The following is a 14613-nucleotide window of genomic DNA, read 5'->3' on the forward strand; positions in this document are numbered from 1 at the left end:
CGCTCAGTTCGCCGGGCCGACGCCGCCGATCTTGTACTGCACGTACGACGAATCGCGCAGCTCGCGCAGCCAGTCGGCATACGCCTGCTCGGCCTTGCGCTGGCCGATCGCCTGACGCGCGATATCCATCTGCTGCTGCACCGAGCCTTCCGCTTCGCGGCGGCTCAGCACCTGGATCAGGTGATAGCCGTACTCGGTACGGATCGGCTGGCTGATCTGGCCGTCCTGCAGGTTGTTCATCGCGCGCTCGAATTCCGGCACGGTCTCGCCCGGGCTGATCCAGCCGAGATCGCCGCCTTGCGACGCCGAACCGTCCTGCGAGTAGGTGCGGGCGAACTTCGCGAAATCGCCGCCGGCCTCGACCTGGTTGCGGATGTCGGCCAGTTGCTGGCGCGCCTGGCCTTCCGACTTGCCCTCGCCCACGCGCAGCAGGATGTGGCGCACGTGCGTCTGGACGATCTTCGGTGCGGCGGCAGTCGCGCCCTGGCTCTGGCGGCGATCGACGAGACGCACGATCTCGAAGCCGTCCGGCACGCGGATCAGCGTCGGGTTGACCTGGCCCGGGCGCAGCTTCGATGCGGCGTCGACGACGTCGGCCGGCAGCGCGCTCGGCGCCTTGAAGCCAAGGTCGCCGCCCTTCTTCGCGTCGTTCGCTTCCGAATTGTTCTTCGCGAGCTTCTCGAAATCGGCGCCCGACTTCGCCTGCTGCAGCAACGCGTCAGCCTTCTTCTGCGCGGCTTCGATGTCGGCCTGCGGCGCGTTGGTCGGCGCCTTGATGAAGATGTGCTGGAAGCGCAGGTCCTGCTGTTGCGCCGCATTCGGCCCGCGCTGGCTCGCGATGTAGTTCGCGACCTCGGCGTCCGACACGGTGATCTTGCCGTCGACTTCGCGCTCGCGCAGCTTCGACAGCATCAGTTCGGTACGCGCGTCGCTCGTGAAGATGCTCCAGGGCACGCCTTGCGCCTCGAGACGCGCGCGGTACTGCTCGAGCGTCATGCCGTTCGCCTGCGCGAGGCGCTGCAGCGTGGCCTGCACGGTCGCGTCGTCGATGCGGATCCCGTCGTCCTTGGCCTTCTGCACCTGGATACGCTCGAGCACCATCTGGTTCAGCACCTGCGCGCGCAACTGGTCGGTCGGCGGCACGGGTGCGTTCTGCTGCTGCAGCCGGCGCGCGATCAGGCCGGCACGCTGGTCGAGTTCGCGGCCCGTGATCACGTCGTTGTTGACGACCGCGACGACTTCGTCGGCGAGCTGCGCACCTTGCGAACCGAGCGCCTGCGCCGCGGCCGGCGCGGCGGCGAGCAGCGCGGAGGCCGCAGCGAGGCTGGACACGACTGCCGCGAAACGAAGGGTTTTCTTCATTGCCACTGAAACTCCATTGAAATCGTGCTGACCGGTGCAGACAAGCCGGCGTTACTCGTAGTTGCTGAAGCGGGACATCGGCGGCGGCGGCGGCGGCAGCGGCGTGTAGCCCGGCACCCCGGCGCGGAATGCGGACACGAGGCCGTTGTCGACGGTCGACAGGCCCTTGAGCGTCAGCTGCATCATGAATCGCGTCGACGAGTTCTGCTGTCCCGACGAATTGATGCCGTTCGCGGCCCGCTGCACCCCGACCCCGAGCGCCCAGCAATCCGCGTCGTATTGTAAGCCGACCAGACCGTCGACCACGCGATCGCCGGCCAGGTCATAGTTGAAGCGGCCGATCGCATACAGGCGGCGCGTGAGCGGCCATTGCGCGGACACCAGGAACTGGTTGATCGGCTGGTTGTCGAGCGTGGTGTTCGATCGCGTGTAGCGGTAGCCGACGTTGATCACGCGGCGCTCGCCCGGGCTGTAGCCGAAACCGACGCTCGACTTCACGAGCTGGTTGTTGTTCTGGTTGTACTGAAACGCCGTCTCCGACATGAAGCCCGAGCCGAGCTTCAGCGCGGCGCCGACGATCAGGTCCGAGTGGCGCGCCAGCACGGCGCTCTGCCCGGGCGTCAGCGTGACGCGCTGATCGGCGAAGTAGTACTGCTGCGCGATCACGAAACGCGCACGTTCGTCGCCGGTGCGCGGGTCGATGAAGCGCGACGTGAGCCCCGCCGTGATCCGGTTCGCATCGGCGATCCGGTCGTTGCCGACGAACGTGTTCGGCTGGTAGATCTCCGCGAGGCCGAAGTCCGACTCCGCGGTGTCGAACAGCGGCGCATTCGACTGGTCGCGATACGGCGTGTACACGTAGTACAGGCGCGGCTCGAGGGTCTGGATGAAGTCCTGGCCGAACAAACGCACCGAGCGGTCGAAGATCAGGCCCGAATCGAAGCTCACGGTCGGGATCGACTCGGTGAAGCGCTTCGGATTGTTCGGCGTGCTCGACGACAGGTAGTTCAGGTCGTACGACGCGAAGTGGTACTGGACCTTCGGCACGACGAAGTAGCCCGGGCCGTACACGCCGTACGCGATGTACGGGTTGAAGACGATCCGGTCGCCCTGGGTCGCATCGGCGGTCGTGATACGGAACCGCGAATAGTCGGCTTCCGCGCCGAAGTCGAAGCCGCCGACGTTGTACTTCGTGTACTTCACGTTCAACTGCGGCTCGCGGCTGTAAGGCGCGATCGACGGCGGCAGCGTCTGCCAGTGCTGGTAGCGCGCGAGCACCGACCATGGGCCGTTGTTGTACGTGAGGCCCGCTTCCTGCTGGTACAGCGTCTGCGTCCCGTTGATGAACTGGTTCGACGAACCCAGTTGTTCGGGATAGGTATTGTCCGAGACCTTGTTGTAGTAGACGTAGCCGCCGAAGCCGCCGCCGAAATTCTGCTGGTGCTGCCAGTAGATCGCGTAGCGGTTGCGGTGCTCGAGCCGGTCATTCGGCAGGTAGTTGGCCGTAAACGTGCCCGAATACGACGGCGACAGGTAGCGGAACGTCGCCTCGGTCATCACGCCGCGCCGCGAGATGATGCGCGGCGTGAGCGTCAGGTCGCGGTTCGGCGCGATGTTGAAGTAGTACGGCAGCGACAGTTCGAACCCGTTGCTCGAGTTTATCGCGAACGTCGGCGGCAGCAGGCCGCTGCGCCGCTCGCCCGACAGCGGGAACGTCATCCACGGGCTTGCGAAGATCGGCACGCCCTGGAAGAACAGCACGCCGTTGCGCGCGGTGCCTTCGTCGGCGCCCGTATCGAAGTCGAAGCGGCTGCCCTTGATGTACCACGCGGGGTTCGTCGAGCACTGGCACGCGGTGTAGGTGCCGTTGATGAACACCGAACGCTCGTTGTCGACCATGTCGACGCGTTCCGCGCTGCCCGAGCCCCCCGTCATGTTGAAGTGATACTTCGGCGCCGTCATGAAGCCCTGGTTCGCCTCGATCTTCAGGTGCGCCTCGGGGCCCGCGAACGACGTACCGGAATTGTTGATCCTGACCTGGCCGTACGCATCGGCCATGTCGGTATCCTGATCGTAGTGGATCGCGTCGGCCTTCACGATGGCGTCGCCGCGCCGGAGCTCTGCCGAACCCTTTGCAGCGAGGTCCTGCTCGGCCGTGCCGCTCGTGTGGTCGGCGATCACGAAGGCGGCCGGCTTCGCGCCGTCCTTCAGCGGATGATCCTCGAGCTGGGGCGCGAGACGCAGATCCCACGGCGAGTCGAGCGGCTGCGGCTGCGCGGCCGCGCCCGACAGCTGCGCGTACGACACGGCCGGCACGAGGCCGGGCACGGCCAGGAGTGCGAGCGCGAGCCGCCGTTTGCGCGGCGCCCCGTCACCGGGGAAAACATTCGGGAATAGCGGTTTGGGCGGCATCTATCGTTTGGCGAATCGCCCCTTGTCAACCGCGCCGTCGCGGCACATTCGCACGCGGCGGGCCGCACCGTCGCACCGCGACTGCGGCTGAGCGCAAACCGGGGAGGCGTTCGGGCGACCGCGCGACAGGCGGCGGGCCTGCACGGCGGAAAGCTGACGCGGGGCGCGTCAAAAAAGTCGTGGGGTATTATATGGCAAGACGTTCCCCCCTCCTCCGAGTTTCATGACGCCCCCATCCGCCGCATCCCAGCCCGACGCCCGCCTCGAAGCGCTCACCGCGTGGCTGCGCCCGCTCGCCGAACGCCATGCGCTCGACCTGTCGACCCTCGCACCCGCCTCGTCGGACGCCAGTTTCCGCCGCTATTTCCGTGTCGCGTCGGCCACGAGCGCCGGCGGCACGCTGATCGCCGTCGACGCGCCGCCGCCCGAAAAGTGCCGTGAATTCGTCCAGGTCGCGCAACTGCTCGCCGCGGCCGGCGACCACGTGCCGGACGTGCTGGCCCACGATTTCGACGCGGGCTTCATGCTCGTGACCGACCTCGGCCGCACGTCGTACATCTCGGTGCTGGATCCGGCCGACCCGGCCGCCGCGAAACCGTTGATGCGCGCGGCGCTCGACGCGCTGATCCGCTTCCAGCTCACGTCGAAGCCCGACGTGCTGCCGCCGTTCGACGAGGCATTCCTGCGCCGCGAGATGGAGCTGATGCCCGAATGGTTCGTCGGCCGCCACCTCGGCAAGCCCGTCACCGACGCGATGCGCGGCACGCTCGATCGCACCTTCGCGCTGCTGGTCGCCAGCGCGCGCGCGCAGCCGCAAGGGTTCATGCTGCGCGACTTCATGCCGCGCAACCTGATGGTGTGCGAGCCGAATCCGGGCATCCTCGATTTCCAGGACGCCGTCTACGGGCCGCTGACGTACGACGTCGTGTCGCTGCTGCGCGACGCGTTCATCAGCTGGGACGAGGAGTTCGAACTCGACTGCTTCGCGTACTACTGGGAGAAGGCGAAAAAGGCCGGCCTGCCGGTCGACCCCGATTTCGGCGAGTTCTACCGCCAGCTCGAATGGATGGGGCTGCAGCGCCACATCAAGGTGCTCGGCCTGTTCGCGCGCATCAATTACCGTGACGGCAAGCCGCACTATCTGAACGACCTGCCGCGCTTCATCGCGTATGCGCGCAAGGTCGCGCTGCGCTATCGCCCGCTCGTGCCATTCGCGAAGCTGCTCGACGAGCTCGAGGGCAATGCGCCGGCCGACGTAGGCTATACGTTCTGACCGCTCTCACTCCCAGTCGAACATGAGCACTACCCTGACCACGGCGATGATCTTCGCCGCCGGGCGCGGCGAACGGATGCGCCCGCTCACAGACACCCGCCCGAAGCCGCTGCTCGAAGCCGGCGGCAAGCCGCTGATCGTGTGGCAGATCGAAGCGCTTGCGCGCGCGGGCATCGAGACGATCGTGATCAACCACGCGTGGCTCGGCGAACAGATCGAGGCCGCGCTGGGCGACGGTTCGCGCTGGGGCGTCCGGCTCGCGTATTCGGCCGAAGGCGAAGCGCTGGAAACCGCGGGCGGCATCGCGCAGGCGTTGCCGCTGCTCGAGCGCGACGGGCAGCCGACGGTATTCGCGGCGGTCGCGGGCGACGTGTTCTGCGCATTCGATTATCGGACGCTCGCCGCGCGTGCGACGCACATGGCCGCGCTCGATGCGCCGGCGATGCATCTCGTGATGGTGCCGAACCCGCCGTTCCATCCGGCCGGCGATTTCGTGCTCCGCGACGACGGCCGGCTGTCGCTGGCCGGCACGCCGCGCGTGACGTTCGGCAGCATCGGCCTGTACGACACACGGATGTTTCGCGACATCGTGCCCGGCACGCACCGCGCGCTGGCGCCTTACTTCAAGGCGACGATCGAGGCCGGCCGCGCGAGCGGCGAACTGTACGAAGGTGTCTGGGAGAACGTCGGTACGCCCGCGCAGCTCGGCGAGCTCGACGCGAGGCTGCGCGCCGCCGCGGGCTGATCGTTTCAGCTGACTGCCGGTTCGCCAGCGCGGCGGCCGATGGACTGACAGGCCGATGACGGCGCCCGGGCAACCGGCCGCGAACCGATCCGGGATCGAATGCCGGGAACGCCCCGCCGGCTCACCCGGCCGTAACGGCGCCGCGCCGCACGTTGCCGGACAGGCGGCACACCGCCCGCGCCTGCCGCGCGCCGCGTTGCGCGGCGCCCACGCTCACGCAGCCTCGGCCTCTTCCCCGCCCGCCGCCGCGCGCTGCTGCTGCAGCGCCCACATCTGCGCATACAACCCGTCGGCGCGCACGAGTTCGTCGTGCGTGCCGCGCTCGACGATCCGCCCGTGGTCCATCACCAGGATCTGCTGCGCGTGCACGACCGTCGACAGCCGGTGCGCGATCACGAGGGTCGTGCGATGCCGCGCGATCTGGTCGAGTTCGTGCTGGATCGCGCGCTCCGAGCGCGAATCGAGCGCCGACGTCGCTTCGTCGAACAGCAGCACCGGCGGGTTCTTCAATAGCGTGCGCGCGATCGCGACGCGCTGCTTCTCGCCACCCGACAGCTTCAGCCCGCGCTCGCCGACCGGCGTGTCATAACCCTTCGGCAAACTTTCGATGAAATCGTGGATGTGCGCGGCGCGCGCGGCCGCGATCACCTCGTCGCGGGTCGCGGTCGGCCGGCCGTACGCGATGTTGTAGTAGATCGAGTCGTTGAACAGCACGGTGTCCTGCGGCACGATCCCGATCGACGCGCGCAGCGAGTCCTGCGTGACGTCGCGGATGTCCTGGCCGTCGATCCGGATCGCCCCGCCCGCCTGCCGGTCGAGATCGTAGAAGCGGAACAGCAGCCGCGACAGCGTCGACTTCCCGGAACCGCTGTGGCCGACCACCGCGGTCGTCGTGCCCGCGTCGATCGTGAAAGACACGTCGTGCAGGATCTGCCGCGCCGGCTCGTACGCGAAATTCACGTGCTCGAAGCGCACCTGCGCGCCGGCGACCGCAAGCGGCCGCGCATCGGGCAGGTCGGCCACTTCCTTCGCGGCCGACAGCAGCCCGAACATGCGATCCATATCGGTGAGGCTCTGCTTCAGCTCGCGATAGACGACACCGAGAAAGTTCAGCGGGATGTACAGCTGCAGCATGAACGTGTTGATCAGCACCAGATCGCCGAGCGTCAGCTTGCCCGCGAGCACGCCCTGCGTCGCGCGCCACAGGATGAACACGAGCCCCGTGCCGATGATCGCCTGCTGGCCGAAGTTCAGCACCGACAGCGAGTTCTGCGAACGGATCGCGGCTTTCCGGTAGCGCTTCAGGTTCTCGTCGTAGCGCTGCGCTTCCCACTCCTCGTTGCCGAAGTACTTGACCGTCTCGTAGTTGATCAGCGAATCGATCGCCCGCGAGTTCGCGCGCGAATCGAGTTCGTTCATCGTGCGGCGGAAATGCGTGCGCCAGTTGGTGACCTTCACCGTGAACACGATGTACGTGACCAGCGCGGCGAACGTCACGTATGCGTAATAGGCCTCGTACTTGACCACGAAGAAGCCGAGCACGAGCCCGACCTCGACGAGCGTCGGCAGGATGCTGTACAGCGAATACGAAATCAGCTGCTGGATGCCGCGCGTGCCGCGCTCGATGTCGCGCGACATGCCGCCCGTCTGCCGCTCCAGATGGAAGCGCAGCGACAGCCCGTGCAGGTGCCGGAACACCTGCAGCGCGAGTTGGCGCACCGCACTCTCGGTGACCTTCGAGAACAGGATCTCGCGCAGCTCGGTAAAGAGCGACGTCGACAGCCGCACGAGCGCATACGCGACGACCAGCAACCCCACGCCGCCCGCGAGCACGATGCCGGCCGACTGCTCGGCGCGGCCGATCGCGGTGATCTGCTGGACGTAGGACAGGTGGTCGACGATGCGCTTCATCACGACCGGCACGCCGAGGTTCGCGACCTTCGCACCGATCAGGCAGCCGAGCGCGAGCGCGACGCGCCATTTGTAGGTGGTCAGGTACGGCAGCAGCGACCGGATGGTTTGCCAGTCGTTGCGGGGCCCGGTCGAAGCCGGCGCGGGCTCGCCGGAAGCAGGAAATCGGCGCATGGGGGAAGGATCGGCGGCGGTGCCGGGCGCGTGCATCGGCGGCCGGCTCGCTCACTTTCTCGTACAATTTGTGAACGTTGTATTGTCGCAGAAGCCGCTTCGCGCCGCTGCCGGCGCCCTCGCCGGCCAGCCTGCGCGCGGCGGCGTATTTATTACAGGATGAAAGCCCCCGCCATGACCGATTCGACCCTCGAACTCCCGCAAAAGCAGCCCGCGCTGCGCGTCGTCCCGCAACCGCACGACGCGAACGTCCACGGCGACGTGTTCGGCGGCTGGATCATGTCGCAGGTCGACATCGCCGGCTCGATCCCCGCGAGCCAGCGGGCGAACGGTCGCGTCGCGACAGTCGCGGTCAACTCGTTCGTGTTCAAGCAGCCGGTGTTCGTCGGCGATCTGCTGAGCTTCTACGCAACCATCACGCGCACCGGCAACACGTCGATCACGGTCGACGTCGAGGTGTACGCGCAGCGCATGCGCCTGATGGGCGAGATCGTGAAGGTCACCGAAGCGACGCTCACCTATGTCGCGACCGGCTCCGACCGCAAGCCGCGGCAACTGCCGCCGCTCTGACGGGCGAGCGCCGCGCGGCGGCGCTTCCCCCTGCCTTCGGCCGCTTCAGTGCGTGGCCGTCAGCCCGAACTCGCGCATCGCGGGCAGGAAATCGTGGTTCAGCTTCGGCTTGCGCGACAGCTTCACCAGCACGTAGCGCTGGAACGGCGCGAGACGCTGCCACTGCGCGAGCTCGGGCGCCGTCAGCCCGGCCAGCGCGCTCTGCTGCACGAGCGACTCCGGCACGATGTCGGTGGCGCGCCAGGCCGGCTGCTCGTCCGGCTGGAACCACGATGGCTCGAGATCCGCGTGCGTGCGCAGCATTTCGAACAGCGCGTGATCGAAGTTGGGCTCGATCGCGGTGTCGTCGTCGGCCGGAAAGCGCGCGAGCAGCTTGCGGTCCTCGAGCGGCAGCAACTGCCACTGCTCCAGTGAAATCCGCAGACCGAAACGGTCGAGATTGAAACGCACGATCATCGGGATGTACGTGAAGTTTTCCGACGAATCGTGTTCGAAGGCGAATAGCAGTGGAGCGTCGCTGAGTCCCATGATCGTTACCTGATGTGGCGGATACCGGCGCGGCCGGCTTGCCTGAGGTATTTTAGAACCTCTGCGCGCGGGCGGCGGACACGATTGCCGCCGCCCGCGTGCCGAATCAACGGGAGTGTGCTCGTGAATCCGACCGAATCCGGCGACTTGCGCGACGAACCGCGCGGCGCGATCGAATTGTCCGTGCGCCGCACGCGCGGCGGTGTCGTCGAAACCGCACACGACTACGTGGGCCAGGAATGGCCCGTCGCGCTCGTCTTCAACGGCATCTCGCATGCGGTGATGATGTGTACGCCGTGCGACCTCGAAGCGTTCGCGGTCGGTTTCGCGATCTCGGAAGGGATCGTCGCGCGCGGCAGCGACATCAAGGACATCGAGGTGATCCTGCACGCCGACGCGCCGCTGCCGCATGCGGAAGTCCACCTGGAGGTCGTCCAGCAGGCGTTCGCCGCGCTGAAGGACCGGCGCCGCGCGCTCGCGGGGCGTACCGGCTGCGGCGTCTGCGGGATCGAAAGCATCGACCTGCTCGACCTCGCGCCCGAACGCGTGCCCGATACGGGCTTTCTCGCACGCCTCGCACCCGACGCGCTGACACGCGCGGCGCAGGCGCTGCCGGTTCACCAGGCACTCACGCGGCTCACGGGTGGCCTGCATGCGGCCGCGTGGTGCGACGCAACAGGCGCGATCCGGATGGCGTTCGAGGACGTCGGCCGCCACAACGCACTCGACAAGCTGATCGGCTCGCTCGTGCTGTCGCGCGCCGACGCGACCGACGGCTTCGTGTTCCTGTCGAGCCGCGCGAGCTACGAGCTCGTGCGCAAGGCCGCACGGGTCGGCATCCCGCTGGTGGCGACGATCTCCGCGCCGTCGTCGCTCGCGATCGAGATCGCGAAAGCGGCCGGCTTGCGGCTCGTCAGCTTCTGTCGCGAAACCGGCCACGTCGACTACGGCACGGCCTGATCGCGATCGCGGGCGCGCGCCGGCAGTCCGCCGCGGCGCGCGCCGCTCCGTCAGACCATCAGTCGAACTGACGGAAATCCGGCTTGCGCTTTTCGAAGAACGCCGTCATCGCCTCGCGCGCTTCCGGCGCGCGCAGCATCGTGGCGAAGTGGCCCGCTTCCTCGGCCATCCGCGCCTGCACCGCCACGCCGCCCGTATCCTTCAGCAGCGCCTTCGTCACACGCAGCGATGCCGCCGGCAGCGCCGCGAGCTTTGCCGCCTGCTTCGCCGCGAACGCGTCGAGCTCGGACGCTGGCAGCACGCGGTTGACGATACCGATCCGGTGCGCTTCCAACGCGTCGAACGCTTCGCCGAGCAGCAGCTTCTCGGCCGCGACCTGATGGCCGGCCAGACGCGGCAGCAGCACGCTCGACGCGGCTTCCGGGCACAGCCCGAGCTGCGTGAACGGCAGCGAGAACGTCGCGGTGTCGGCCGCGTAGACCAGATCGCAGTGCAGCAGCATCGTCACGCCGACGCCGATCGCCAGGCCCGGCACAGCGGCCACGATCGGCTTGCTCGCGCTGCTGATCCGCGCGAGAAACTGGAACACCGGAGCGGTGTCGTCCTTCGGCGGCGACTTCAGGAAATCCTCGAGATCGTTCCCTGAGGTGAAGTTGTCGTCGCCACCGCGCAGCAGGATCACGCGAACCGCCTTGTCTTCCTGCGCTTCGGCGAGTGCGTCGGCCATCGTCTGGTACATCGCCGCCGTCAGCGCATTCTTCTTCGCCGGGCGCGCGATCGTGATCGTCATCACGCCATCGGCGCGTTCCACTTGAATTTCGGCCACAACCGTCTCCTTTGACTTTCCTCTATCGGAATGAAAAAACGGTGCGCGAGCTCGTGGCCCGCGCACCGTCGCAGCTTGTCGTCGTGCTCCGCTTACAGGCGTTCGATGATGCCCGCCGCACCCATGCCGGTGCCGACGCACATCGTGACCATCCCGTACTTCAGGTTGCGGCGGCGCAGGCCGTGCACGACGGTCGCCGCGCGGATCGCGCCGGTCGCGCCGAGCGGGTGGCCGAGTGCGATCGCGCCGCCCATCGGGTTGACCTTCGACGGGTCGAGGCCGAGATCGCGCATCACCGCCAGCGATTGCGCGGCGAACGCTTCGTTCAGCTCGATCCAGTCGAGATCGTCCTGCTTCAGGCCGGCGGCCTTCAGCGCGGCCGGAATCGCTTCCTTCGGGCCGATACCCATGATTTCCGGCGGCACGCCACGCACCGCGAAACTCACGAAGCGCGCGAGCGGCGTCAGGTTGAATTCCTTGAGCACCTTCTCCGACACGACCAGCAGCGCGCCCGCGCCGTCCGACGTCTGCGAGCTGTTGCCCGCCGTGACCGAACCCTTGTTCGCGAACACCGTGCGCAGCTTCGCGAGGCCTTCGATCGACGTATCCGCGCGCGGACCTTCGTCGAGCTTGATCTCGCGCGTCTTCACGTCGACTTCGCCCGTCGCGAGGTTCGGGAAACGCTCGGTGATCGTGTACGCGGCGATCTCGTCGTTGAACTCGCCGGCCTGCTGGGCGGCAAGCGCCTTGCGGTGCGACTCGACCGAGAACGCGTCCTGGTCTTCGCGGCTCACCTTCCACTGCTCCGCGACGCGCTCGGCCGTCAGGCCCATCCCGTACGCGATGCCGAAGTCTTCGTTGCGATCGAAGATGTGCGGCGACATCGACGGCTTGTTGCCCATCATCGGCACCATGCTCATCGATTCGCAGCCGCCCGCGAAGATCGCGTCCGATTCGCCGACGCGGATGCGGTCAGCCGCCATCGCCAGCGCCGTGATGCCCGACGCGCAGAAGCGGTTGACCGTCACGCCGCCGACCGTCTGCGGCAGGCCCGCGAGCAGCGCGCCCATGCGCGCGACGTTCAGGCCCTGCTCGGCCTCCGGAATCGCGCAGCCGATGATCGCGTCTTCGATCAGCTTCGTGTCGAAGCCGGGCACCTGCGCCACCGCCGACTTGAGCGCGTGGACCAGCAGCTCGTCCGGGCGCGTGTTCTTGAAGACACCGCGCGGGGCCTTGCCGATCGGCGTGCGGCTGGCGGCGACGATGTATGCGTCTTGCAATTGTTTGCTCATTTGAGACTCCTTGCCTTATCCGCTCGCTCAGTTACGCACCGGCTTGCCGGTCTGCAACATGCCCATGATCCGTTCCTGCGTCTTCTGCGTGCCGAGCAGCTCGACGAACGCACGGCGCTCCAGCGCGAGCAGCCACTGCTCGTCGACCAGGCTGCCGGCTTCGACGTCGCCGCCGCACACGGCTTCGGCGATGCGGCTCGCGATCAGGTAGTCGTGGTCGCTGATGAAGCGGCCGTCACGCATGTTGACGAGCGATGCCTTGATCGTCGCGATCGCCGAGCGGCCTGCCACCGGCACGTCCTTCGCGCGCAGCGGAGCGCGGTAGCCGGTTGCGGCCAGCGCGCGCGCTTCCTTCTTCGCGGTGTCGAGCAGTTCGAACACGTTGAAGATGATCGTGTCGGAAGGTTTCACGTAACCCATCGCACGGGCATCGTGCGCGGACGCCGACACCTTCGCCATCGCCGCGTTCTCGAACGACTTCGTGACGAACTTCAGGATGTCGGTGGTCGCGTTCGCGGCCGTTGCGGCATCCGCTGCGCGCAGCGCCGCTTCCTTCAGGCCGCCGCCCGCCGGCACGAGGCCGACACCCACTTCGACGAGACCGATGTAGCTCTCGACGTGCACGACGCGCTTCGCGCTGTGCAGCATCAGCTCGCACCCGCCGCCGAGCGCGATGCCCGACACGGCTGCGACGACCGGCACGTTCGCGTACTTCACGCGCAGCATGCCTTCCTGGAACTTCTTCACGAACGGCTCGATACCCTTCGCGCCGCCCATCATGAACGCGGGCATCGCCTCTTCGAGGTTCGCGCCGGCCGAGAACGGGCCGCCCGGCGTGCCGAGCTTCAGCGACGTCGGCTGCCAGATCACCACGCCCTTGTAGTCCTTCTCCGCGAGTTCGATGGCCTGCACGAGGCCGTCGATCACGCTCGGTCCGATCGTGTTCATCTTCGACTTGAACGACACGATCACGACGTCGTCTTCACCCGCACGGTCGTCGACCCACGCACGCACCGCGTCGGTCTCGAACAGCGTCTTGCCGTACGTCTTCGGATCGGCACCCGCTTCGCCGAGCAGCGGCGCGCGGAACACCTGCTTGTCGTAGACCGCGAGGTCCGAACGCGGCACGAAGCGCTTCGCTGCCGGCGCCCACGAGCCTTCGGCCGTGTGCACGCCGCCCTTTTCCGCAACCGCGCCTTCGAGCACCCACGACGGCAGCGGCACGTTCGCGAGCGCCTTGCCGGCCGCGATGTCTTCCTGCACCCACTCGGCGACCTGCTTCCAGCCGGCAGCCTGCCAGCCTTCGAACGGGCCTTCGTTCCAGCCGAAGCCCCAGCGGATCGCGAGGTCGACGTCGCGCGCGTTGTCGGCGATCGATTCGAGATGCACGCCGATGTAGTGGAACACGTCGCGGAAAATCGACCACAGGAACTGCGCGTGCGGATGGTCCGTTTCACGCAGCAGCTTCAGGCGTTCCGCCGGCGGACGCTTCAGGATGCGACCGACGGTTTCGTCCGCCTTCGCGCCTGAATCCACGTAGGTGCCCGTCTTCGCGTCGAGCACCTTGATCGCCTTGCCTTCCTTCTTGTAGAAACCACCGCCCGTCTTCTGGCCGAGCGCGCCCTGCTTCACCAGTTCGGCGAGCACGGCAGGCGTCTGGTAGACCGGGAAGAACGGATCGTCGGCGAGGTTGTCCTGCATCGTCTTGATCACGTGCGCCATCGTGTCGAGGCCGACCACGTCCGCGGTGCGGAACGTCGCCGACTTCGCGCGGCCGAGGCGGCTGCCCGTCAGGTCGTCGACTTCGTCGAAGCGCAGGCCGAACTTCGCGGCCTCGGTGATCACCGCGAGGATCGAGAAGATGCCGACGCGGTTCGCGATGAAGTTCGGCGTATCCTTCGCGCGCACGACGCCCTTGCCGACGATGCTCGTCAGGAACGTCTCGAGCTGGTCGAGGATCTCCGGACGCGTATGCGCGGTCGGGATCAGCTCGACGAGGTGCATGTAGCGCGGCGGGTTGAAGAAGTGCACGCCGCAGAAGCGCGACTTCAGCTCGTCCGAGAAACCTTCGGACAGCTTCGTGATCGACAGGCCCGACGTGTTGGTCGCGAAGATCGCGTTCGGTGCGATGTGCGGGGCGACCTTCTTGTACAGGTCGTGCTTCCAGTCCATCCGCTCGGCGATCGCCTCGATCACGACGTCGCACTCGGCGAGCTTCGCGATGTCGTCTTCGTAGTTCGCTGCTTCGAGGTACTTTGCGTCGTCCTTCACGCCGAACGGTGCGGGCGACAGCTTCTTCAGGTTCTCGATCGCCTTCAGCGCGATCGCGTTTTTCGGGCCTTCCTTGGCCGGCAGGTCGAACAGCAGCACCGGCACGCGTGCGTTGATGAGGTGCGCGGCGATCTGCGCGCCCATCACGCCGGCGCCCAGCACGGCGACCTTGCGAATCAGGAAATTGCTCACGGGATGTCTCCGGATAGTGTCGTGCAGCGCGGAATGTGAGGGCTGCACGGCGAAGTGAGTACCAGGAACCGTTGCGTTCGGGCGGCGCGGCACGCGG

The 14613-nt window shown here is 67.2% G+C and carries 11 protein-coding genes; 4 read left to right on the top strand and 7 right to left on the bottom strand.

Annotated features, from left to right (window positions below; genetic code table 11):
• Positions 1-3 precede the first annotated feature (3 nt).
• Positions 4-1362: a peptidylprolyl isomerase gene (locus tag FFS49_RS23490; protein WP_039360071.1), complete on the bottom strand. Its 1359-nt coding sequence runs from the start codon at positions 1360-1362 to the stop codon at positions 4-6.
• Between the two features lie 51 nt (positions 1363-1413).
• Positions 1414-3774 (bottom strand): LPS-assembly protein LptD, encoded by a 2361-nt coding sequence (locus FFS49_RS23495; protein ID WP_105815039.1) that lies wholly within the window; start codon positions 3772-3774, stop codon positions 1414-1416.
• Positions 3775-3997: 223 nt separating this feature from the next.
• On the opposite strand from FFS49_RS23495, the gene FFS49_RS23500 reads away from it, so the two are divergent.
• Complete coding sequence (locus tag FFS49_RS23500) at positions 3998-5047, top strand: phosphotransferase (protein ID WP_105815040.1); 1050 nt, start codon at positions 3998-4000, stop codon at positions 5045-5047.
• A 22-nt stretch (positions 5048-5069) separates the two neighbouring features.
• Positions 5070-5792, top strand: coding sequence for an N-acetylmuramate alpha-1-phosphate uridylyltransferase MurU (gene murU, locus FFS49_RS23505; protein WP_105815041.1), 723 nt, complete (start codon positions 5070-5072; stop codon positions 5790-5792).
• 213 nt (positions 5793-6005) lie between these two features.
• Here murU and FFS49_RS23510 read toward each other — a convergent pair whose 3' ends face one another.
• Positions 6006-7877, bottom strand: coding sequence for an ABC transporter ATP-binding protein/permease (locus FFS49_RS23510; RefSeq protein WP_046546241.1), 1872 nt, complete (start codon positions 7875-7877; stop codon positions 6006-6008).
• 174 nt (positions 7878-8051) lie between these two features.
• Here FFS49_RS23510 and FFS49_RS23520 point away from each other — a divergent pair, with 174 nt between their 5' ends.
• On the top strand, positions 8052-8447 hold the full coding sequence (locus FFS49_RS23520; protein ID WP_039360081.1) for an acyl-CoA thioesterase: 396 nt from the start codon (positions 8052-8054) through the stop codon (positions 8445-8447).
• 45 nt (positions 8448-8492) lie between these two features.
• Here the strand turns inward: FFS49_RS23520 and FFS49_RS23525 are convergent, their stop codons facing one another.
• Positions 8493-8975: a nitrate reductase associated protein gene (locus FFS49_RS23525; protein WP_039360083.1), complete on the bottom strand. Its 483-nt coding sequence runs from the start codon at positions 8973-8975 to the stop codon at positions 8493-8495.
• A gap of 123 nt (positions 8976-9098) precedes the next feature.
• Here FFS49_RS23525 and fdhD point away from each other — a divergent pair, with 123 nt between their 5' ends.
• Positions 9099-9935 (top strand): formate dehydrogenase accessory sulfurtransferase FdhD, encoded by an 837-nt coding sequence (fdhD, locus tag FFS49_RS23530; RefSeq protein WP_071335293.1) that lies wholly within the window; start codon positions 9099-9101, stop codon positions 9933-9935.
• Between the two features lie 58 nt (positions 9936-9993).
• Here fdhD and FFS49_RS23535 read toward each other — a convergent pair whose 3' ends face one another.
• From FFS49_RS23535 to FFS49_RS23545, 3 genes are all read right to left on the bottom strand, one after another.
• Positions 9994-10761: an enoyl-CoA hydratase gene (locus FFS49_RS23535; RefSeq protein WP_105815042.1), complete on the bottom strand. Its 768-nt coding sequence runs from the start codon at positions 10759-10761 to the stop codon at positions 9994-9996.
• 92 nt (positions 10762-10853) lie between these two features.
• Positions 10854-12053, bottom strand: coding sequence for an acetyl-CoA C-acyltransferase (locus FFS49_RS23540; protein WP_039360089.1), 1200 nt, complete (start codon positions 12051-12053; stop codon positions 10854-10856).
• 27 nt (positions 12054-12080) lie between these two features.
• Positions 12081-14516, bottom strand: a complete 2436-nt coding sequence (locus FFS49_RS23545) for a 3-hydroxyacyl-CoA dehydrogenase/enoyl-CoA hydratase family protein (RefSeq protein WP_046544448.1) — start codon at positions 14514-14516, stop codon at positions 12081-12083.
• Positions 14517-14613: the final 97 nt, after the last annotated feature.

This window comes from Burkholderia sp. 4NA327C6 (genome assembly GCF_005502655.1).
In the GTDB taxonomy this organism is placed as follows: domain Bacteria; phylum Pseudomonadota; class Gammaproteobacteria; order Burkholderiales; family Burkholderiaceae; genus Burkholderia; species Burkholderia contaminans.

Bases quoted from the DNA above. Each gene is read 5' to 3' on its own strand.
- FFS49_RS23490 (WP_039360071.1), bottom strand. From the start codon at position 1,362: ATGAAGAAAACCCTTCGTTTCGCGGCAGTCGTGTCCAGCCTCGCTGCG.
- FFS49_RS23495 (WP_105815039.1), bottom strand. From the start codon at position 3,774: ATGCCGCCCAAACCGCTATTCCCGAATGTTTTCCCCGGTGACGGGGCG.
- FFS49_RS23500 (WP_105815040.1), top strand. From the start codon at position 3,998: ATGACGCCCCCATCCGCCGCATCCCAGCCCGACGCCCGCCTCGAAGCG.
- murU (WP_105815041.1), top strand. From the start codon at position 5,070: ATGAGCACTACCCTGACCACGGCGATGATCTTCGCCGCCGGGCGCGGC.
- FFS49_RS23510 (WP_046546241.1), bottom strand. From the start codon at position 7,877: ATGCGCCGATTTCCTGCTTCCGGCGAGCCCGCGCCGGCTTCGACCGGG.
- FFS49_RS23520 (WP_039360081.1), top strand. From the start codon at position 8,052: ATGACCGATTCGACCCTCGAACTCCCGCAAAAGCAGCCCGCGCTGCGC.
- FFS49_RS23525 (WP_039360083.1), bottom strand. From the start codon at position 8,975: ATGGGACTCAGCGACGCTCCACTGCTATTCGCCTTCGAACACGATTCG.
- FFS49_RS23540 (WP_039360089.1), bottom strand. From the start codon at position 12,053: ATGAGCAAACAATTGCAAGACGCATACATCGTCGCCGCCAGCCGCACG.